Origin of the sequence: Rhodobacter aestuarii (genome assembly GCF_900156655.1) — a bacterium.
Taxonomy (GTDB): Bacteria; Pseudomonadota; Alphaproteobacteria; order Rhodobacterales; family Rhodobacteraceae; genus Rhodobacter; species Rhodobacter aestuarii.
Genome location: NZ_FTOG01000008.1, coordinates 181,709 through 201,857, shown reverse-complemented (window position 1 = coordinate 201,857; position 20,149 = coordinate 181,709). Strand labels below are relative to the sequence as shown.

Annotated in this window: 17 protein-coding genes; 9 read left to right on the top strand and 8 right to left on the bottom strand. The window is 60.7% G+C overall.

All coding sequences use genetic code 11. The features are described from left to right. Nucleotides 1-36 precede the first annotated feature (36 nt). Complete coding sequence (locus BW967_RS12825; protein WP_076485473.1) at nt 37-435, top strand: hypothetical protein; 399 nt, start codon at nt 37-39, stop codon at nt 433-435. On the opposite strand, the gene BW967_RS12820 is transcribed toward BW967_RS12825, so the two are convergent. From BW967_RS12820 to pepN, 4 genes are all read right to left on the bottom strand, one after another. After that, on the bottom strand, nt 419-913 hold the full coding sequence (locus BW967_RS12820; RefSeq protein WP_083952222.1) for a YdcF family protein: 495 nt from the start codon (nt 911-913) through the stop codon (nt 419-421). The genes BW967_RS12825 and BW967_RS12820 overlap by 17 nt on opposite strands. Beyond that, on the bottom strand, nt 910-1,893 hold the full coding sequence (locus tag BW967_RS12815; RefSeq protein WP_076485472.1) for a DUF808 domain-containing protein: 984 nt from the start codon (nt 1,891-1,893) through the stop codon (nt 910-912). The genes BW967_RS12820 and BW967_RS12815 overlap by 4 nt, the downstream gene beginning before the upstream one ends. Before the next feature lie 115 nt (nt 1,894-2,008). Next, entirely contained in the window at nt 2,009-3,526 is a 1,518-nt protein-coding gene (gatB, locus tag BW967_RS12810) for an Asp-tRNA(Asn)/Glu-tRNA(Gln) amidotransferase subunit GatB (RefSeq protein WP_076485471.1), read from the bottom strand. 206 nt (nt 3,527-3,732) lie between these two features. Further along, nucleotides 3,733-6,279, bottom strand: a complete 2,547-nt coding sequence (gene pepN, locus BW967_RS12805; RefSeq protein WP_076485470.1) for an aminopeptidase N — start codon at nt 6,277-6,279, stop codon at nt 3,733-3,735. A gap of 161 nt (nt 6,280-6,440) precedes the next feature. Here pepN and BW967_RS12800 point away from each other — a divergent pair, with 161 nt between their 5' ends. Then, a complete protein-coding gene (locus tag BW967_RS12800; protein WP_076485469.1) occupies nt 6,441-8,612 on the top strand; it encodes a malate synthase G in 2,172 nt (723 codons plus the stop codon). Nucleotides 8,613-8,751: 139 nt separating this feature from the next. On the opposite strand, the gene BW967_RS12795 is transcribed toward BW967_RS12800, so the two are convergent. The 3 genes from BW967_RS12795 to BW967_RS12785 all read right to left on the bottom strand — a co-directional run bounded on the left by BW967_RS12795 (nt 8,752) and on the right by BW967_RS12785 (nt 10,692). Continuing rightward, the gene (locus BW967_RS12795) at nt 8,752-9,375 is read right to left on the bottom strand and encodes a J domain-containing protein (protein WP_076485468.1); all 624 of its coding nucleotides are present in this window, start codon (nt 9,373-9,375) and stop codon (nt 8,752-8,754) included. A gap of 234 nt (nt 9,376-9,609) precedes the next feature. After that, nucleotides 9,610-10,155, bottom strand: a complete 546-nt coding sequence (locus tag BW967_RS12790; RefSeq protein ID WP_076485467.1) for a hypothetical protein — start codon at nt 10,153-10,155, stop codon at nt 9,610-9,612. A gap of 138 nt (nt 10,156-10,293) precedes the next feature. Then, the gene (locus BW967_RS12785; protein ID WP_076485466.1) at nt 10,294-10,692 is read right to left on the bottom strand and encodes a DUF4177 domain-containing protein; all 399 of its coding nucleotides are present in this window, start codon (nt 10,690-10,692) and stop codon (nt 10,294-10,296) included. A gap of 177 nt (nt 10,693-10,869) precedes the next feature. On the opposite strand from BW967_RS12785, the gene cobS reads away from it, so the two are divergent. Both cobS and BW967_RS12775 read left to right on the top strand, forming a co-directional pair. After that, nucleotides 10,870-11,844 (top strand): cobaltochelatase subunit CobS, encoded by a 975-nt coding sequence (gene cobS / locus BW967_RS12780; protein WP_076485465.1) that lies wholly within the window; start codon nt 10,870-10,872, stop codon nt 11,842-11,844. After that, nucleotides 11,844-12,272 (top strand): hypothetical protein, encoded by a 429-nt coding sequence (locus BW967_RS12775; protein WP_076485464.1) that lies wholly within the window; start codon nt 11,844-11,846, stop codon nt 12,270-12,272. The genes cobS and BW967_RS12775 overlap by 1 nt, the downstream gene beginning before the upstream one ends. 112 nt (nt 12,273-12,384) lie before the next feature. Here the strand turns inward: BW967_RS12775 and BW967_RS12770 are convergent, their stop codons facing one another. Then, nucleotides 12,385-12,972: an NADPH-dependent FMN reductase gene (locus BW967_RS12770; protein ID WP_076485463.1), complete on the bottom strand. Its 588-nt coding sequence runs from the start codon at nt 12,970-12,972 to the stop codon at nt 12,385-12,387. 168 nt (nt 12,973-13,140) lie between these two features. Here BW967_RS12770 and cobT point away from each other — a divergent pair, with 168 nt between their 5' ends. From cobT to BW967_RS12745, 5 genes are all read left to right on the top strand, one after another. After that, entirely contained in the window at nt 13,141-15,018 is a 1,878-nt protein-coding gene (gene cobT, locus BW967_RS12765; protein ID WP_076485522.1) for a cobaltochelatase subunit CobT, read from the top strand. A 19-nt stretch (nt 15,019-15,037) separates the two neighbouring features. Further along, on the top strand, nt 15,038-16,837 hold the full coding sequence (locus tag BW967_RS12760) for an aminopeptidase P family protein (RefSeq protein ID WP_076485462.1): 1,800 nt from the start codon (nt 15,038-15,040) through the stop codon (nt 16,835-16,837). Between the two features lie 167 nt (nt 16,838-17,004). After that, nucleotides 17,005-17,331, top strand: coding sequence for a hypothetical protein (locus BW967_RS12755; RefSeq protein WP_076485461.1), 327 nt, complete (start codon nt 17,005-17,007; stop codon nt 17,329-17,331). Between the two features lie 35 nt (nt 17,332-17,366). Further along, nucleotides 17,367-17,798, top strand: a complete 432-nt coding sequence (locus BW967_RS12750; RefSeq protein WP_076485460.1) for an SET domain-containing protein-lysine N-methyltransferase — start codon at nt 17,367-17,369, stop codon at nt 17,796-17,798. Beyond that, a complete protein-coding gene (locus BW967_RS12745; RefSeq protein WP_076485459.1) occupies nt 17,798-19,939 on the top strand; it encodes a putative bifunctional diguanylate cyclase/phosphodiesterase in 2,142 nt (713 codons plus the stop codon). Before BW967_RS12750 ends, BW967_RS12745 begins: the two co-directional genes overlap by 1 nt. The last annotated feature ends 210 nt before the right edge of the window (nt 19,940-20,149 follow it).

The following is a 20,149-nucleotide window of genomic DNA, read 5'->3' as shown; positions in this document are numbered from 1 at the left end:
TCTGGCTATTGCGGCCATTCCGCAAAGGAGGTTGAAATGCATTTCCGTCAACTTCGTTCTGTCGTGCTTGGGGCGGCGCTTGTTGCGCTCATGGCAGTTCCCGCCGCCGCGCAAGATGTTGTGGGCGCCTATGTCGCCTATATCGGCACCGACGATCTTTTCAATTCACGCGGCCAGCGGCTAAGCGCGCCGTGGCAGGTGCTGCGTCAAGACAGGGCGAACTTCCATAAATTCGGCCTCTCGCAACCCGGCGATGAATGGGACCCGTTCTTTGGCGATGTGAACAACCGCGCCGCGATGGAGCGGATGGTGATGAATGGCTCGATTGAGCCTGCCGCTGCGCGCAAGATCATGGCTGGTGGGGCGACCGTCTTTGTGCGGATTTACGGCTATGGATCGCGCGGCGACTATGTCCGCGTTACCGTGACCCGCTAAGCCCGCCCAAAAGACCGTAGCGCACAAGATACCAAAGGCTGGCCACTGCTTCGCGCAGGGCCAGCTTGGATCGTTTCAGGGCGGGCAAATACGGCGCGGGCGGGCAAGATAGGCTGATCGTAAGCCCAAGCCCCCGCGCGGCCAAACGCGCGCGCCGCGCGTGATAAGTGTCTGTCACCACAATCAAAGCCGGATCAGAAATCAGCGGCTTTGCGCAGGTGAAATTCTCCCGCGTGTTGCGTGCGCGGGGCTCTAAGACGAATGCGCTTTCGGGCAGCCCTGCGTCCCGGCACAGATCGGCCATCACTGTCGCTTCAGCCGGTGCCCCATCAAATGCGCCACCGCTCAGGATCAGCCGCGCCACCTGCCCTGTTTGATAGAGCTTAACCGCATGGCCCACCCGGCGCCGCAACGCCGCAGAGGGCGCGCCATCAGGCGCGACCCGCGCACCAAGCACAAGGGCGGTGCGCGGCATCATTTGCGTTTGAGCTTCGCCGCAAGCGCGATGATCGGGTCGATCACATACATCGCCAGCGGAATAAGCGCGAAGCCGTAGATCAGCCCAAGCACGCCATCAATCGCCGCGCCGATGCTCCAGCCCACCGCGCCCGCAAGCACCTCGGGCACCAGATGCGCACCCGCTTCGGCCAGATGGTGGATCGCGTCGTAAGGGGCCGCAAAGCCCAATTCGGCCAGCCCATGGAGCACGATTGAACCGCCGACCCAGAGCATCGCCGCCGTGCCCACAATCATCAGCAGTTTCATGAAGCCGGGCATCACCGCCACAATCACGCGCCCCAAAGCGCGGGTGAGCGAGAGCCGCCCCGTGCGCGCCAAAAACAGCCCCACATCATCGGCTTTCACAATCAGCGCAACGCCCCCATAGACCAGCGCCGTGATCCCCAGCGCCACCAGAACCAGCGCCATCGCCTGCATCCAAACCGGGTTATCGGTCGGCAGGGCGGCGAGCGCGATGGTCATGATCTCGGCCGAAAGAATGAAATCGGTTTTCACCGCGCCCGAGACCTTTTCCTCCTCCAACCGCAAGGGATCGCCCGCCGGATTGCCGCCGGGATCTTGATGCCCATCGGCATGGGGGGCGTGCGGGAAAAGGAGATGGAACACCTTCTCCGCCCCCTCAAAACAAAGATAGCTGCCGCCCAGCATCAAGAGCGGGGTGATCGCGCCCGGCCAAAACGCCGAGAGCAAAAGCGCCAACGGCAAAAGCACCACAAGCTTATTGCGGATCGAGCCGAGGGCGATCTTGCCCACAATCGGCAATTCCCGCGCAGCCGCAAAACCATGCACATATTTGGGTGTAACGGCGGCATCATCAATCAGCGCGCCCGCCGCCTTTGCCCCCGCCTGCGCCGCCTGCCCCGCGACATCGTCCACCGAGGCCGCCGCAATCTTGGCGATGCCCGCCACGTCATCCAAAAGGGCAAGAAGGCCGCTCATAGAGTTCTCCGAATGGGTTTTGGGAAAGGTAGGCGCGACAATAGGTGGGGGCAAGGCCCGCCAGAAAATGCGCGCCCCACCCAAACCAAAAGGCGCCCCGTGGGGCGCCTTTCTTTTACAGACCGAGTTTTTGGGCGACGATCTCGTTCACCGCCTTGGGGTTGGCCTTGCCGCCAGAGGCTTTGATCACCTGACCCACGAACCAGCCCGCCAGTTTCGGGTTGGCTTTCGCTTTTTCAACCTGATCAGGGTTGGCCGCGATCACCGCATCCACCGCCGCTTCAATCGCGCCGGTATCGGTGACTTGGATCATGCCGCGCTCTTCGACGATCTTCTCGGGGTCGCCCCCTTCGGTGAAGACGATCTCAAACAGATCTTTGCCGATCTTGCCCGAGATTTTGTCCGATTTGATCAGCCGGATGATGCCGCCAAGCTGCGCGGGCGCAACGGGGCTTTCGCCAATTTCCAGCCCCTCTTTTTTCAAGCGGCCAAAAAGCTCGTTGATCACCCAGTTCGCAGCCAATTTGCCATCTTCGGCCACGGTCACCACGGCTTCAAAGTAATTCGCGTTTTCGACCTCGGCGGTCAGCACCGAGGCGTCATATTCGCTCAGACCGAGGTCTTTCACGAAGCGAGCTTTTTTCTCATCGGGCAGTTCGGGCATTTTCGCGCCGATATCGTCGACCCAGTCTTGCTCAATCTCCAGCGGCAGAAGATCCGGGCAGGGGAAATAGCGGTAGTCATGCGCTTCTTCTTTGGAGCGCATCGACCGGGTTTCGCCTTTGTCCGGGTCATAGAGCCGGGTTTCTTGCACGATCTTGCCGCCATCTTCCAAAATGGCGATCTGGCGGCGAGCTTCATAATCAATCGCCGCTTGAATGAAGCGCATCGAGTTCATGTTCTTGATCTCGCAGCGCGTGCCAAGACGGCTGAAATCTTGCGTTTCTTGGTATTTCTCATACTGGCCCGGACGGCAGACCGACACGTTCACATCGGCGCGCAGGTTGCCGTTTTGCATATTGCCATCGCAGGTGCCGATATAGCGCAGGATCTGGCGCAGCTTGGCCACATAGGCCGCCGCTTCCTCCGGCCCACGAATGTCGGGGCGGCTCACAATTTCCATCAGCGCCACGCCGGTGCGGTTGAGGTCCACAAAGGACATATTCGGGTCCATGTCGTGGATGGATTTGCCCGCGTCTTGCTCAAGGTGGATACGCTCAATACGCACCTTGCGCGCCACGCCCGGCCCCATATCGACGATAATCTCGCCCTCGCCCACGATCGGGTGGTAAAGCTGGCTGATCTGATAGCCTTGCGGCAGGTCCGGGTAGAAATAGTTTTTCCGGTCAAAGGCCGAGCGCAGGTTGATCCCGGCTTTCAACGCAAGGCCGGTGCGCACCGCTTGGGCGACGCAAAATTCGTTGATCACCGGCAACATGCCGGGCATCGCGGCGTCAACGAAAGCCACGTTTGAGTTCGGTTCGGCACCGAAAGTGGTCGAGGCCCCCGAGAAGAGCTTGGCGTTGGAGGCCACCTGCGCATGCACCTCCATACCGATGACAAGTTCCCAGTCGCTTTGCGCGCCGGCAATGACTTTCGGCTCGGGGGCGGTGAAGGCAAGGTGATCGAGCATCGCATGTTCCCTTTTTGGCTTGCGCCCTTCTAAGACAGCCGCGCGCGCGGGGCAAGATGGCGGGCGCGCGGTATGGGGCCGTAGAGGGGCTCTGCCCCCGGCGGCCTTGCCGCCTCCCCGGGAAATTGAGACCAAGTCGAAGCGGAACACGGCCCGGCCTTCGACTTGGGTGCATTATCCTGAGGTCCGGGGCGGCATAGCGGTGCTTAGCCTAAAAGCCGACCGACCATTTCCGACAGATCACGGCTCAAGCCTTGCGTGCCCGCAATCCGCTCCAGCGCCGCTTTCGCATGGGTTTGGCGGGTCGCGTCATAGCGCCGCCAGGTTTCAAAGGCGGTGGACATGCGCGCCGCCGTTTGCGGGTTGAGCGGGTCAAGCTTGATCAGCCAATCGGCAAACAGCGCATAGCCCGCGCCATCCGCCCGGTGAAAGCCCGCATGGTTGGCTGCAAAGCCCCCCAAAAGCGAGCGGAAGCGGTTCGGGTTTTTCCACTCAAACGCGCCGCTCTCGGCAATGGCGGTCACCACCTCCACGGCCGTTTCGGGCGGGGAGAGCATCGCTTGCACCGAGCGCCATTTGTCCATGACGAGCGGATCAGCCCCCCAGCGCGCGGCGAAAGCCGTCAGTTCCGCTTGGCCCGCGCCTTGCGCGACCAAAAGCCCAAGTGCGCCGATGCTCTCGGTCATATTCGTGGCCTCGGCGTAAAGCGCGCTCGCGCGGCGGCCTTGATCCAGCGTGGAAAGGAGCGCCAGCGCCGCCAACCGCAATGCGCGTTTGCCCGCAGGCGCAGCATCGGGGCTATAGGGGCCGGGCACGGCGCTGCCTTCATAGGCCCCCACAAGCGCCGCTTCATGGCGCTGTGCCAAGGTGGCCATCAGACCGCGGCGCGCGGCGCGGATGGCGTCCGGGTCCGGCACGACATCCTTTTTCGCGAGCGCCGCGGCAATTTCATCTTCGCCCGGCAGGCGCAAACACGCGGCGCGAAAGCCCGGCGTAGCGGCGTCATCGGCGAGCATTTGGCCAACAGCCTCAAGATAATCCGGCGCGGGGGTGGCCCCTTGCGCCATCGCCATCAGCGTGTCGCGCGCCAAATTGCGCCCCGCTTCCCAGCGGTTGAACGGATCGGTGTCATGGGCCAAAAGAAAGGCTTGCTCGGCAGGCGTTGTGTCCCGTTCCAACACCACGGGAGCAGAGAAGCCGCGCAAGATTGAGGGGACAGGCTTTGCCGCAAGCCCGGTGAAGGTGAAACTTTGCCGCCCCTTGGTCATTTCCAAAACTTGGGTCGGCACCACCTCATCGCCATTTTGCCCCAAGAGCCCCACCGCAGTCGGAATATGGCGCGGCGGCTTTTCCGGTTCGCCCGGCGTCGGCGCAGTCACCTGTTCAAAGGTCAGCGTATAGGTGCCATTTTCAAACTGCTCCGACACGCTCAGATGCGGGGTGCCCGCTTGTGTGTACCAAAGCTTGAACTGGCCCAGATCGCGCCCCGAGGCATCCTCAAAGACCTTGATCCAGTCTTCAATCGTGCAGGCCTGCCCGTCATGGCGCTCAAAATAAAGATCCAGCGCTTTGCGGTAGCCCTCGGCCCCCAAAAGCGTCGCCAGCATCCCCACCACCTCAGCGCCTTTTTCATAGACGGTGGCGGTGTAGAAGTTATTGATCTCACGATAGCTCGACGGGCGCGGCGGATGCGCAAGCGGCCCCGCATCTTCGCGGAACTGGCGCGCGCGCAGCATCGCCACGTCATCAATGCGCTTGAGCGCGCCCAACCGCACATCGCGGGTAAAGCTTTGGTCGCGGTAGACCGTTAGCCCCTCTTTCAGGCACAGTTGGAACCAATCGCGGCAGGTAATCCGGTTGCCGGTCCAGTTGTGGAAATATTCATGCGCGATCACCGCCTCGATCCGCTCGTAATCGGTATCGGTCGCGGTTTCGGGGCTGGCCAGAACAAGCTTGGAGTTGAAGATATTCAGCCCCTTATTCTCCATCGCCCCCATATTGAAATCATCGACCGCAACGATGTTAAAGAGGTCGAGGTCATATTCGCGCCCGTAAGCCTCTTCATCCCATTTCATCGAGCGTTGCAGGGACGCCAGCGCGAAGTCACAACGGTCTTCATCGCCGGGGCGCACCCAGATATTGAGGTCCACTTTGCGCCCCGAAGCGGTGGTGAAGCTCCCCGAGGTGGCGCGCAAATCGCCCGCGACAAGCGCAAACAGATAGGCGGGTTTCGGCCAAGGGTCATCCCATTCGGCAAAGCCCGCGCCCTGCCCCACCGGGTTGCCGTTTGAAAGCAGCACCGGCAGGTCACTTTCAATCCGCACATGGAACCGCGTCATCACATCGGGGCGGTCGGGGTAGAAGGTGATCTTGCGGAAGCCCTCGGCCTCGCATTGCGTGCAATACATGCCGTTTGACATGTAGAGCCCTTCAAGCGCGGTGTTTTTGGCGGGTGCAATCTCTACCTCGGTTTGCAATTCAAACGCCCCTTCGGGCAGCGCGCTTGCCGCAATGGTCAGCCCGGTCGTGGTCAGCGTGTAAGCCTCTGCGGCGAGCGGGGCGCCATTGAGCGCCACACCCAAAAGCTTCAAATCCTCGCCATCAAGATGCAGGTCTGCCACGCCATCACGCGGGGTCATAGCGAGCGTCGCGCGCACCTTTGTGGCCTCTGGCGCCAGTTGGAACACCAGCGAAATTTTTTCAATTTCATAGGGATATGGTTTGTAATCGGAAAGAAGGGTCACGCCGTCCATGGGGTCCTCGTGCTGTCGTTATCCCATAGCTAGGCCCCCAAGCGGGCAGCGGCAAGACCCTGCGCACCGCCAGTGCGCCGCAACGCAGCAATGCGCTTTTCGCTGGACAGAGGCGGCTTGAAGCACAAGATACCGCGCAACGAACGAACAGGGAGGGCAGAATGACAGAACGCGTCGAGCGCGAAGGTTTGCAGGTCGCCACGGAGTTGGCCGACTTCATCGAAACCGAGGCGCTGCCCGGCTCTGGCGTGACGCCAGCACGGTTTTGGGCGGGTCTGTCCGAACTGATCCACGATTTTGGGCCAAAAAACCGCGCGCTTTTGGAAAAGCGCGAGGCGATGCAGGCGCGCATTGACGATTGGCATTTGCACCATCGCGGCAAGGGCCATGATGCCCGCGCCTATCGCGCCTTTTTGGAAGAGATCGGCTATCTGATCCCCGAAGGCCCCGATTTCACCATTGAGACGCCCGAGACCGACCCCGAGATTGCGACCGTTTGCGGCCCGCAACTTGTCGTGCCGATCACCAATGCGCGCTATGCGCTGAACGCCGCCAATGCGCGCTGGGGCAGCCTTTATGATGCGCTTTATGGCACCGATGCTTTGGGCGAAGCGCCGCAATCCAAGGGCTACAACCCCTCGCGCGGGGCGAAAGTAATCGCTTGGGCGAAGAAGTTCCTCGATGACGCCTGCCCGCTGGTGGCGGGCTCTTGGGCGGGGGCCTCAAAACTGCGCCTCCATGATGGCGGGCTCTTTGCCGAGGTCGCGGGCGAAGAAACCGGCCTTTCCAACCCGGCACAGCTGGCGGGCTATACTGGCGACCCCGAAGCCCCCCAAGAAATTTTGATCAAACATAATGGCCTGCACATCATTCTTGTGATTGATGCGAGCCACCCGATTGGCGCGGCAGACCCTGCCGGCATTGCCGATGTGAAGCTGGAATCCGCCGTGTCCTCAATCATGGATTGCGAGGATTCCGTCGCCGCCGTTGATGCCCATGATAAGGTGCATGCCTATCGCAACTGGCTCGGCCTGATGCAGGGCACGCTGACCGAAACCGTCACCAAGGGCGAGACCACCTTCACCCGCGCGCTTTCGCCCGATCTGACGTTTACCGCGCCCGATGGCGGCACGGTCACGCTCAAGGGCCGCGCGCTGATGCTGGTGCGCAACGTCGGCCATTTGATGCCGAACCCGGCGATCCGCTGCCGCAATGGCCGCGAGGTCTGCGAAGGGCTGATGGATGCAATGGTCACCACGCTTTGCGCGCTGCACGACCTGCGCAAAGAAGACGGCGCGCGCAACTCCACCACAGGCTCGGTTTATGTGGTGAAACCGAAGTTGCATGGCCCCGAAGAGGTGGCCTTTACCGATGCCATTTTTTCCCATGTCGAAGAGGTGCTCGGCTTGCCACTGCACACCGTCAAACTGGGGATCATGGATGAGGAACGCCGCACCTCGGTCAACCTCAAGGAATGTATCCGCGCGGCAAAACACCGGGTGGCCTTTATCAATACGGGTTTCCTCGACCGCACCGGCGACGAGCTTTACACCTCGATGGAAGCCGGGCCGATGCTGCGCAAAGGCGAGATGAAATCGCAGCCGTGGATTTCGGCCTATGAAGATCGCAACGTCGATATTGGGCTGAAATGCGGGCTCGCAGGGCGCGCGCAAATCGGCAAAGGCATGTGGGCCGCGCCCGACAATATGGCCGAGATGCTGAGCCAAAAGATCGCCCATCCGATGGCGGGGGCGAACTGCGCTTGGGTGCCCTCCCCAACCGCCGCGACGCTGCACGCCACACACTACCACCGCATTGATGTGAAGGCGCGCCAACGCGAGATTGCCGCGCTCGCCCGCCCCGAACGGCTGGAAGATCTGCTCACGATCCCGCTCGCCGCCGGGCGCAACTATTCCGAAGAGGAAATCACCACCGAGATTGAGAACAATGCCCAAGGCATTTTGGGCTATGTGGTGCGCTGGGTGGACCAAGGCATCGGCTGTTCAAAAGTGCCCGATATTCACGACGTTGGGCTGATGGAAGACCGTGCTACTTTGCGCATCAGCGCGCAAGCGCTCGCGAACTGGCTGCATCATGGTCTTGTGAGCGAGGGCCGGGTGATGGAGGCTTTGCGCAAAATGGCGAAAGTGGTGGATCGGCAAAACGCCCATGATCCGCATTACCGCCCGATGGCGCCCAATTATGACGGGCTCGCCTTCCAAGCCGCCTGCGATCTGGTGTTCCTCGCGCGCATTCAATCGTCGGGCTACACCGAGCCGGTGCTGCACCAGCGCCGCGCGCAGGTGAAGAAAGAAGCCAAAGCGCAGGGCTAGGCCGCAGCCAGTCCCCCCAAACACACAAGGGCGCCCACGGGCGCCCTTTGCTTTTGTGCCTTCGACTTTGTGCAGATATCCTCGGGGGTGAGGCCGTTAGGCCGAGGGGGCAGACAGGCCCCTGCCCGGTCCGCCGCCCTTACTTGAAGTTGCGGCTGTCTTTGACCTGATCCCACGCCCAAACGACCTGCTGCAAAAGCTCTTCTTGGCTGCGGTCACCGCCGTTCATATCGGGGTGCAGCACCTTGATGAGCGCTTTGTAGCTTTTGCGGATCTCGGCCTTGGTCATCGTATCCTTGGCATCCAAGATCTCAAGCGCGCGCCGCTCGGTGGGCGGCAGCTTGCGCCCCACCGCCGCGCGACCGGGGTTTTGCGTCGCGTTCTGGCCCAGTAGTTCCATCGGGTCCGTAATACCGTGCCGCGCCCAGCCCATTTCCTCTTTCGAGCGCCCAAAGGGCTTGGTCGGGCGTTCCCAGACATTCCCGCTATCGAGGAACTGCTGGAATTCCTCTTCGCTTTGGCCTTGGAAATAGTTCCATTTCAAATTGTATTCGCGCACGTGGTCCTTGCAGAACCAAAAATAGTCATCCAGCACTTTGGGGCTTTTGGGCGCGCGATATTTGCCCGGCTCGTTACAGTCGGGGTGGTCACATTTGCGCGTCGAGGTTTCGAACGCGCCCGACATGCCGCGCTTGCCCTTGGTGCGGCGCTGTTTGTCAGCAGCGGCGGAGATGTTGAAGCCGAAAGGGTCGGTCTTGCTCATGGGGCCTCGCAAATTCACTTCCTCGGCGCGGCTCTTGTGGCAGCTGACCGACTCGAGGGGGGAGAGGATAGAGCATTTCGCCCGGAGGCCAAGAGCAAACCGTGCAGCTGCGGCAAGAACGGTCAATACGCCATCAACCAAAATCACGTGTCGGGCGATGATGCTTCCTTGTAAGTGAATGAGGCCGCGCCCTTTGGCGTGGCCTCATGGTTTTCACACAACGAAGCGGCGCGCTTATTTCTTCAGCGAGGGACAATCGACACCGTCATCCTTGGTGGGAGTGAAGGCAAATTCACCGAAGTCGAACACATCAGCGCTGAGACCATAGTCCTCTTTGTAGGAAAAATAGGTCACAGAACTCGCGGCCGTGTCGGAGCTTCCATCGGAACCGCCTTCGCCCCCCGTGCGCGACAGCGCATCACGGGACTTGTTGACGCTGTTTTGCAGACTTTCGCTAAAGCTGACGATGCTTTCAGCGTCTTTCAGAGTCTGATCGATGACGGCCATTAAGCGCTCGTCAATTTCCCCATTGCCATCCGTCAAAAGATCGGTGGCGGCTTCTTTCAGGTCCTGTGCGGCCTCAAGGACAGCAACGGTCGCACGAAACGCCGGATCTGCATTCAGCTTTGAAACGAGCAGATCCATTGGATCAGCCGAGGCGCCGTCAAGGAAGACCGGCAAATCCGGATGGCGCAGATCATCAATCCCCACCAAGATCACCGGCGCTTTGCCGTCATTTTCGGGGGTGGAATCGTAGGGCGTCTCAAGCAGGTCAAACATAGTGGCGCTTCCTTCGCGGCTGTAGGCCCGGCTGCCCCGGGCGGATGGGGAAGCCTCGCAAAGGGGGCGCATCACTCGCAATTCCCCCGGCGGGGGATAAAATGCGCAAATAGGATGCCATAAAGGGCGAAAGGGCGCTTACTCCTCCGCCTCCTCGGCGGGGCCAAGGCGCGGCGCGCGGCCCTCGGGGGCCTTGGTGCTGAGCAAACCGCCCCGGCGCGCGGGCGTTTCGTCTTCCACAGCCTCCATACCCTCGGGCGCCTCATCCACAATTTCAGCGCGGGCGCGACGCGGCGGAGCGTTTTCCACCACCCGGCGGAACACGAGCATATTGTGATAGACGGTGGTTTTGGAGGTCAGGCCAGAGCGTTCCTCGGCGGGAAGAGTTTCGGCCCGGCAATAGTCCCAACCCTCTGCCGCCATTTCATTCATCACCCGGCTGAGCGCGTTGGCAAACCGATCCGCGCCCGTTTTCAGCCCCCGCCCCTTTTCGCCGCGTGTCGGCGCGGGCACCACTTTGTATTCGTAAGCCTGCATCTCAATTCCGTTCTGAAAAACGCGCGCGGTCACAAAACACCGCCCCGGCCCTAGGGTCAAGGAACGAAGGGGTGAAGGCAGGCCAAGCCGTTTGGCCTGTGCCCCTTACAATCCCCCCCCTTGCGCGGCCCTTTGCGATGCGCCACAAATCGCTAACCCGATCAAGAGGACGCCGAGATGCTCGATACCACTGCCAAGCCCACTGAAGAGATTGATCTGCGCGAGGTCTTCGGCCTTGAAAGCGATATGAAGGTCAAGGGCTTCGCGGAACGCACCGACCGCGTGCCCGACTTTGATTCGACCTATAAATTCGACCCAGACACCACGATGGCCATTCTGGCGGGCTTTGCCTACAACCGCCGCGTGATGATTCAGGGCTATCACGGCACCGGCAAATCGACCCATATCGAGCAAGTCGCGGCGCGACTGAACTGGCCCTGCGTGCGGGTCAACCTTGATAGCCACGTCAGCCGGATTGACCTCATCGGCAAAGACGCGATCAAGCTCGTCGATGGCAAACAAGTCACCGTGTTCCACGAGGGCATCCTGCCTTGGGCCCTGCGCAACCCGACCGCGATTGTGTTTGATGAATACGATGCGGGCCGCGCCGATGTGATGTTTGTGATCCAGCGCGTGCTGGAGGCCGATGGCAAGCTGACGCTTCTGGACCAAAACGAAGTGATCACGCCGAACCCCTATTTCCGGCTGTTCGCCACCTCGAACACTGTAGGTCTGGGCGATACGACCGGGCTTTACCACGGCACGCAACAGATCAACCAAGGCCAGATGGACCGTTGGTCGCTCGTCTCGACGCTGAACTACCTCAGCCACGATGCGGAAGCGGCGATCGTGCTTTCGAAAGTGCCGCATTACAACACCGAAAAAGGCCGCAAGGTGATCAGCCAAATGGTCACCGTGGCGGACCTGACGCGGACCGCGTTTATGAACGGCGATCTGTCCACCGTTATGTCGCCCCGCACGGTGATCGCATGGGCGCAAAACGCCGACATCTTCCGCAATGTGGGCTATGCCTTCCGCCTCACCTTCCTCAACAAATGCGACGAGTTGGAGCGCGCCACCGTGGCCGAGTTCTACCAGCGCCTGTTTGATGAAGAACTGCCGGAATCGGCGGCGGTGATTGCGGGGCGGTGATGCGGCCGGGCTTGATCCTTGCGCTTTGCCTTGCGCCGGTTTCGGCGCAGGCCGAGACGTTGGACACGCCGGTTTACGCCCCCATGCAGCCCTTCGTGGTCCGGCCCCTGCCCGCAGATGACGGGGACGCACCGCCAAAGCCCGACCGTCCCGAATGTATCGCGGTCGATCTGGCGATGCGTGCCGCCCATGCCAAGGCGGGTCAGCCCCTGCCCGGGGAAAACCCGTTGCGCAGCACCGAGGCCGAGCGGCAAGCGGCCCACCCCCGTGTCGCGGAACTGACCCCGGCGGCGCAGGATTACGTCGCAACCTTGCAGCAACTCCAACAGGGCCACGAAATCGGTTTCCGCCGTGAAGCCTTTGCGCTTTTCGTCCTCCACATGACCTGCATTCAGCCTTACGCCCAACCCTCGGCGGACCTTCCATGAGCAAGCCCACCGACATGCCGCCGATCCGTTGAAGGCCCCCTTCGGTGCACGGAGCACATGCAAACGGCGCGCCCAAGGGCGCGCCGTTTCGTTTCGTGAGTGGGTTTGAAACTTAGCCGCGGGCGGCTTTGGTGGCAGCGCCCCACCAAGCGATATCGGCCAGAAGGCCCTTGGCCGAACCTTCGATATGGCCGGCAATTTCCGACATCTCGCCATTGGCGCCGAGCGGCGAGATCGCCATGAAATCGCCCCCGCCAATGTGCACCGCATTGCGCACCGGAACCATTTGCAACTCAACCGCGATCGCGCGCAGATGCTCAATCGCGCGCCCGGCGCCAAGGCCACCATAGCCCACAGCGCCCATCGGCTTTTTCGCCCATTCAACGTAAGCTTGATCCAGCGCGTTTTTCAAAGCGCCAGTGATCGAGTGGTTGTATTCGGCGGTGACGAAGATGTAGCCGTCGAATTCGGCAATCTTTTGTTGCCACTTCACCGCCTCGGGCGATTGCGAGGGCGCCCAAGCGTTCGAGGCGACCTCGTCAAAGAACGGCAGGTTGAAATCGCGCAGATCCACCAGTTCAAAGGTGATTTCAGGGTGCTCGGCGCGGGCGAAATCCAAGAACCATTGCGCGGGTTTGTCGGCCAAGCGCGCTTGGCGGGTCGACGACAGGATCACGGCAATTTTGAGTTGAGCAGACATAGGAACCTCTGTTGTCCGGTGTGGCTTTCCTCAAATATGGCGCACAATTCCGCAAAGAAAAGCCACAGTTCTGCGCGCGGATGAACAGCCTCCGTGCTTTCACAAGATCTTGCTTGCGCACGCATTGTGCCGCTGGACGGCGCGGCTTGGCGGTGCTTTACATGCACTATGACGAAGCCCACGCAAAACCCCGCCGATCCGTTCAAAAAGGCCCTCGCCGAGGCCACGAAGACGCTCGCCGATGCGCCAGAGATGAAGGTCAGCTATACGGTTGACCCCTCGGGGGTGTCAGGCGATGCGATGCGGCTGCCGCAGGTGAGCCGCCGCATGACGCGCGACGAGATCATGCTCGCGCGCGGCACGGGCGATGCGCTGGCGCTGCGCGAACGTCACCATGATACCAAGGTCGCGGCGCGCTACACACCCACCGGCGATATGGCGAAAAGCCTGTTTGAGGCGATGGAGACCGCGCGCTGTGAGGCTTTGGGCGCGCGCGACATGCCCGGCACGCTGACGAATATTGATTTCAAAATCGGCCATGAGGCGGAGCGGAAAGGCTACGGCCAAATCCGCACCCAATCCGAGGCGCCGCTTCCGGTAGCGGCGGGCTATTTGGTGCGCGAACTGGCGACCGGGCGCAAACTGCCTGCGGCGGCGGATCATGTGCTGGATCTGTGGCGCGGCTATTTGGAAGACAGCGCGGGCAAAGACCTTGAAAACGTCAATCATGTGCTCGCCGATCAGGCCGCTTTTGCGCGGCTCGCGCGGCAGGTGATTGCCGATCTGGGCTACGCCGATCAGCTCGGCGATGACCCGGACGAGCCCAACAATGACGACAGCGACGCGGACGAAAGCGAAAACGATCCCGAGGCGCAAAACCAAGACCGCAATGAAGATGAGCAGGTCGAGGACGACAGCGAGTCGACGCCCGAGCGCAGCCAAGAAGAACAGCAAGACCAAACCCAAACGACGGTAAGCCAAGACGATCTTTCCGACCAAGAACTGGGCGAAGAAGTCGAGATGCCACAAGCGGATGCGCCGCTTGAGCCCCCGCCGCCCCCACCGCATTCGCAGGCCGACCCGAATTACACCGTCTTCACCACCGAGTTTGACGAAGAAATTCGTGCCGAAGATTTGGCCGAACCGGCGGAGCTGGAACGGCTGCGCGCTTACCTTGACCAGCAACTCGAACCGCTCAAAGGCGCGGTGGCGCGGCTGGCGAACAAGCTGCAACGTCGGCTGCAAGCGCAGCAAAGCCGCTCGTGGGAATTTGACCGCGAAGAGGGCCAGTTGGATGCGGGGCGTTTGGCGCGTGTGGTGGCCAACCCGACCACGCCGCTCAGTTTCAAAATCGAAAAAGACACCGAGTTTCGCGATACCTGCGTGACGCTGCTGCTGGATAATTCCGGCTCGATGCGGGGCCGCCCGATTTCGATTGCCGCGATCTGCGCCGATGTTTTGGCCCGCACGCTGGAGCGTTGCTCGGTCAAGGTGGAGATTTTGGGCTTCACCACCCGCGCATGGAAAGGCGGCCAAGCGCGTGAGAAATGGTTGGCCGAAGGGCGCCCGCAAAGCCCCGGTCGGCTCAACGATCTGCGCCACATCATCTACAAAGGGGCCGATGCGCCGTGGCGGCGTGTGCGGTCAAACCTTGGGCTGATGATGAAAGAGGGCCTGCTGAAGGAAAACATCGACGGCGAGGCGCTCGAATGGGCCTACAAACGCGCCGTCTCGCGCCCGGAATCGCGCAAGATTTTGATGGTGATTTCCGATGGTGCGCCGGTGGACGACTCAACTTTGTCCGTCAACCCCGCGATCTATCTCGAAAAACACCTGCGCGACGTGATCGAAATGGTGGAGCGTAAGCGCGCGGTGGAACTGATTGCCATTGGCATCGGCCATGATGTGACGCGCTATTACAGCCGCGCCGTGACCATCACCGATGTCGAGCAGTTGGCGGGCGCAATGACCGAACAACTCGCCGCGCTTTTTGACAATGATCCGCGCGCCCGTGCCCGGGTGTTGGGGATGAAAAAGGCGATCTGACCCAGCCTTCGGGGGACATATGTTTCAAGATTTCACCACCCGCTCTGCGCCAGAACATGGCCCCGCGCGGCTTGAACAGCTACGGGAAGCGATCACGCACGCCGGTCTGACCGGGTTCATTGTGCCGCGCGCAGATGCGCATCAGGGCGAATATGTGGCCGATTGCGATGCGCGGCTTGGTTGGCTGACAGGCTTCACCGGCTCGGCAGGGTTTTGTGCGGTCCTGCCCGAGGTGGCCGGGGTCTTTATTGATGGCCGCTACCGGGTGCAGGTGCGCGCCGAGGTGGATTTGGCGGCTTTTACTCCGGTGCACTGGCCCGAAATCAAACTGGCGGCTTGGCTGATTGAACAGCTTCCCAAAGGGGGGCGCATTGGCTTTGACCCTTGGCTGCACACGCGCCGCGAGATCGACGAATTGCGCCGCGCGTTGGAGGGCAGCGGGATTGAGCTTGCGGAGAGCGCCAATCTGATCGACGCGATCTGGTCCGACCGCCCTGCCCCGCCGCTTGCGCCCGCGCGCATTCATCCGCCGGAATTTGCTGGAGAGACAAGTGGCGAGAAGCGCGCGCGTCTGGGCGCGGCTTTGACCGATCTTGGGGCTGAAGCCGCCGTGCTGACCCTGCCCGACAGCATCGCTTGGCTTTTGAACATTCGCGGGGCCGATATTCCGCGCAACCCGGTGATGCAGGCGTTCGCGGTGCTGCATGCCAATGGCCATCTGACGCTTTTCGTTGAGGGCACGAAGCTTTCAGAAGATGTCCGCGTGCATTTGGGCGACGAAGTTACCTTGCGCCCGATCTCCGCTTTTGAGGCCGGTTTGCGCTCGCTTACCGGGCCGGTTCTGGTCGATCCGGGCTCTGCACCGCATCAGGTGGGCCGCGAATTGCAAGAGGCCGAAGTGGCGGTGATTTGGGGCGAAGATCCCTGCATCCTGCCCAAAGCCTGCAAAAATGCCGCCGAAGTGGCAGGCATGAAAGCCGCCCATATCCGCGACGCGGCCGCGCTGGTGGAGTTTCTGTGCTGGCTTGACCATGCCGCGCCGCAAGGCGGGCTGACCGAAATTGATGTTGTCAAGGCGCTCGAAAATGCGCGACGCGGCACGGGTCAACTGCTCGATATCAGCTTTGACACGATCTGCGGCGCGGGGCCCAATGGCGCGATTGTCCATTACCGCGTGACCGAGCCAACAAACCGCCCCGTCAATGCAGGCGAATTGCTGTTGATTGATAGCGGCGCGCAATATCCCGATGGCACGACCGATATCACCCGCACACTCGCCATAGGCCAGCCCCCCGAAGGCGCGGCAGAGGCCTTTACCCGCGTGCTGCAAGGGATGATTGCGCTTTCACGCGCGCGCTTCCCCAAAGGCTTGGCGGGGCGCGATCTGGATGCTTTGGCGCGCAGCGCGCTTTGGGCCGCAGGCTATGACTATGACCACGGCACCGGGCATGGTGTGGGCGCGGCGCTTTGCGTGCACGAGGGCCCAGCGCGGATTTCGCGCATCTCTGATGTGCCGCTCGCACCGGGAATGATTTTGTCCAATGAGCCGGGCTACTACCGCGAGGGGCATTGGGGCATCCGGATCGAGAACCTGATCTTGGTCGAAACCGCGCCGAAACTGGGCGACGGGCGCGATCACCTGGCCTTTGCCACGCTCACATGGGTGCCAATCGACCGCCGCCTGATTCTGGTGGAGCGGCTCAGCGCCACCGAGCGCGACTGGCTGGATACCTACCATGCCGGGGTCTTTGCCCGGATTGGCCCGTTGGTTTCGGCCCCGGCCCGCGATTGGCTCAAGGCCGCTTGCCAGCCGCTTTAATCCCAACACCGATACGACGTTTCTCGCCCCGACCTCGCGCCGGGGCGATTGGCATTTACCATTAACTTTAATGATTTTCCCTTGTCGCATTAAGCAGCCAGCAAGCAGGTATGTCGCATTTTCAATGTGCAATTCTAAAATGGAAACGATGTAGGGAAATCTGCGTCATGCGATCCTACCTGATACTCGTGGGCATTGTTGCTTTCACGATACTTGGCGATTATGCGTTGAAATCTGCGGCGATCAAAACCGCGCCCTTTACGACCTCTTGGTTTGCTGCGGGCACCGTGCTTTATGCCGTCACCGCGCTTGGATGGGTCTTCTTGATGCAGACCCACAACCTCGCCCAAATTGCCGTTCTTTACAGCTCCGCCACGATCTTGGGGCTCACGGCCGTTGGCGTCGCCTTCTTTGGCGAAACCCTCTCCCTTAGACAAATCGTTGGGCTTGGCGCCGCGCTTTTTGCCGTGGTGATCATGGAAACCGAAGCCTGAAATCGTAAACGAAAAATTAACCAAGAGGTCGCACGATGCTCTTAGTGAACCACTATGTCTCGCAAAGCCCCATCCACGGTTTGGGTGTTTTCACCAGGGAACCCATCCGTGCGGGCAATACGGTCTGGAGGTATGACCCGATGTTCGATGTGGACATCCCGGCCAGCGCATTGGCGCATTTCCCCGAGGAAGCGGTGGAAACCGTGCTGCATCATGCCGAATTTATCCCGCATCTTCAGGTGTTTCGGCTTGGGAATGACGGGGATATGTTCATGAACCATTCCGAGACCCCAAGCCTTATTGATTGCGGCGAGGAAATGATTGCGGCGCGCGATCTGCCCGCAGGCACCGAACTGACCTGCAATTATGCCCATGTCTGTGTGCTCGGCTTTGCCGATACCGCTCCCGCTCCCCTAATTCACGGGCCTCTAATTCACGGGCCCCTAATGCACGGGGTTGCCGCCTGATGAGCAGCAACACCCTTCCTCGGCAAATTGTTGGTCTTGTAACAGCGGTTTTGCTCGCGGTGTTGGCGGTGTTGTGGCTCGCGCTTCTGTCTGTGCGCCAGACGATGGATGCCAATGCGATTGAAGATTCCTCGCAACGGGTGATCGGTCGGGTGCATAGCTTGCAAGATTCCGTCTCCCTTTTGGCGGGGGATTATCATAACTGGACCGATCTTTATCTGGCGGCCCAAAACCGCGCGACGGATCGCTTGTCTTCGAATTACGGCATCACCGCACATCGGGGAGATGTCTTCCAATATGCGGAATTGTTCGACGGGCCACTGCCCGCACCTGTGTCGTGGCAAGCCGGGGCGGGCCTTGCGCCGCAAGGCGGCCTTTTAAGCCCCCAGACCCGCGCCGCCTTGCGCGCGGTGGTGCCAACACTCGACAGTTCCGAACGGCAAACCTTTGATTTCTTTGAAATGCGCGATGGAATGCCGGTGATGTTCTCGGCCTCTTATCTGCTGCCGGAAAACGCTCAATTGCTGGCCGAGGTGCAACCGAACAGTGCCGCGATTGCGGTGATCGGCAAGATTTTGGAAAAAGACCGCTTCCAAGATATGGAGCAGGAATTGTCCATCAGCGGGCTGGATGTTCTGCCTGAGCCACCTCCCAAAGATACGGTGTTCACCACCCTGGCTGGCGTGAGCGGCGAACCTGTCGCCTGGATGCGCTGGTCCCCCCCGCAGCCAGGCACACAACTTTTTTGGAAGATGTTCCCGATCATGGGGGCCTTTAGCGTGGTGTTCGTGATCATGTCCTATTGGGCGGCGATGCTGCTGCGCTCAAAAGCGGCAGTGCTGATCGAACGTGAGGCGATTTCCTCTGGGCGCGCGCGCAGCGATGCGTTGACCGGCTTGCCAAACCGCTACGCAATGCGCGAGCACTTAAGCAAATTACGCAAACAGGCCGAGCAGCAATGCGCGGTAATCGCCATTGATTTGGTCCGCTTCAAAGTGATCAACGACACCGTTGGCCATTTGGGCGGTGACGCTTTCTTGGTAGAATTCTCAAAACGGCTCAATGAACTGCGTGACGAACATACCTTTGTTGCACGCTATGGCGGTGATGAGTTTTTTGTGGTGAGCGCCGCCCCCGAAGGGCTCGAAGAGATCGTCGCGCGCAAATGCCTTGCGCTTCAGCGGCTCTCAGATACGCCGATCATCTGCCACGGCGTCAGCTTTGAGGTGCAAACCTCCAAAGGGCTTGCCTTCGATGATCGCCAAGCGATGGATCACGAGGAGCTTTTGCGCCGTGCCGACCGGGCGATGTATTCCGCCAAGCTGCGCGAGACGCTGGAGGTAATCCGCTACGACCGGCGCATGGAAAGCGAAGACCTCGACCACAAGCATATCGAGCGAGAACTGCGCCGCGCCCTGACGGATGGGAGCGGTTTCACCATGTATTACCAACCGATCCTGCCCGCAAAAGGGGGGGATGGCCCGCTGCGCTATGAAGCGCTGGCGCGTTGGTTCTCGCCAGAATTGGGGCAAGTCCCACCGGATCAGTTTATCAAAGTGGCCGAAGCCAGCGGGCTCATTATGCAACTGGGGTGGGTTTTGCTCGATCATATCTGCAAGGATATGAAGCTGCTCAAAGACGCCAAAGTCAGTATCAATGTCTCCCCCACACAATTGATGAGCCGTGGCTTTGCAGAGAAATTCACCGCCTATGTGCGCGCCCATGACATTTCGCCGGAGCGGATTGAGGTCGAGGTGACCGAGCAAATCGTGCTGCGCGACGATGTCACCATCTCGCAAGAGCTGATCACACTCAGCGCCAATGGCTTCACCCTCGCGCTGGATGATTTTGGCACCGGCTTTGCCTCAATCGGCTATCTGATGCGGATGCCCTTTGACGCGCTGAAGATCGACCGCTCCTTTGTGCGCGCGATCGAAGAGGGGGAAGACGGGATGCGAATGATCCGTTCGATCATCGGTCTTGCCCGTGCGATGGGGCTGAGCATCGTCGCCGAAGGGGTCGAAACCGAAACCGATGCCGCGCGGCTGCGCATCAACGGGGCGGATTTCTTGCAAGGCTATCATTACGGGCGCCCTGCCCCGATTGATCATTATCTCAGAACCGCGACCCCAGCCTCTTAAACGCGATATCGCCTCCGGGTGACTGCCTGTTGAACAGGCAAATATGCCGTTTTTGGGAGGCATTGCGTCGGATTTCGAAAAAATCCGTTCCGATGGGTTTAGTTGTGGGCCCGTTTGTGCGATGAAGTATTCAGATATCTGAGGAGTTTTGCGGGCATCAAGCGCCCCCGCCGTCATCTGGCGCGCTCCTTGGGCGCGGTCCGTCTGGAT

Bases quoted from the DNA above. Each gene is read 5' to 3' on its own strand.
- BW967_RS12815 (WP_076485472.1), bottom strand. From the start codon at position 1,893: ATGAGCGGCCTTCTTGCCCTTTTGGATGACGTGGCGGGCATCGCCAAG.
- BW967_RS12760 (WP_076485462.1), top strand. From the start codon at position 15,038: ATGTTTCAAGATTTCACCACCCGCTCTGCGCCAGAACATGGCCCCGCG.
- BW967_RS12800 (WP_076485469.1), top strand. From the start codon at position 6,441: ATGACAGAACGCGTCGAGCGCGAAGGTTTGCAGGTCGCCACGGAGTTG.
- BW967_RS12795 (WP_076485468.1), bottom strand. From the start codon at position 9,375: ATGAGCAAGACCGACCCTTTCGGCTTCAACATCTCCGCCGCTGCTGAC.
- gatB (WP_076485471.1), bottom strand. From the start codon at position 3,526: ATGCTCGATCACCTTGCCTTCACCGCCCCCGAGCCGAAAGTCATTGCC.
- cobS (WP_076485465.1), top strand. From the start codon at position 10,870: ATGCTCGATACCACTGCCAAGCCCACTGAAGAGATTGATCTGCGCGAG.
- pepN (WP_076485470.1), bottom strand. From the start codon at position 6,279: ATGGACGGCGTGACCCTTCTTTCCGATTACAAACCATATCCCTATGAA.
- BW967_RS12825 (WP_076485473.1), top strand. From the start codon at position 37: ATGCATTTCCGTCAACTTCGTTCTGTCGTGCTTGGGGCGGCGCTTGTT.
- BW967_RS12790 (WP_076485467.1), bottom strand. From the start codon at position 10,155: ATGTTTGACCTGCTTGAGACGCCCTACGATTCCACCCCCGAAAATGAC.
- BW967_RS12750 (WP_076485460.1), top strand. From the start codon at position 17,367: ATGCTCTTAGTGAACCACTATGTCTCGCAAAGCCCCATCCACGGTTTG.
- BW967_RS12775 (WP_076485464.1), top strand. From the start codon at position 11,844: ATGCGGCCGGGCTTGATCCTTGCGCTTTGCCTTGCGCCGGTTTCGGCG.
- cobT (WP_076485522.1), top strand. From the start codon at position 13,141: ATGACGAAGCCCACGCAAAACCCCGCCGATCCGTTCAAAAAGGCCCTC.
- BW967_RS12745 (WP_076485459.1), top strand. From the start codon at position 17,798: ATGAGCAGCAACACCCTTCCTCGGCAAATTGTTGGTCTTGTAACAGCG.
- BW967_RS12770 (WP_076485463.1), bottom strand. From the start codon at position 12,972: ATGTCTGCTCAACTCAAAATTGCCGTGATCCTGTCGTCGACCCGCCAA.
- BW967_RS12820 (WP_083952222.1), bottom strand. From the start codon at position 913: ATGATGCCGCGCACCGCCCTTGTGCTTGGTGCGCGGGTCGCGCCTGAT.
- BW967_RS12785 (WP_076485466.1), bottom strand. From the start codon at position 10,692: ATGCAGGCTTACGAATACAAAGTGGTGCCCGCGCCGACACGCGGCGAA.
- BW967_RS12755 (WP_076485461.1), top strand. From the start codon at position 17,005: ATGCGATCCTACCTGATACTCGTGGGCATTGTTGCTTTCACGATACTT.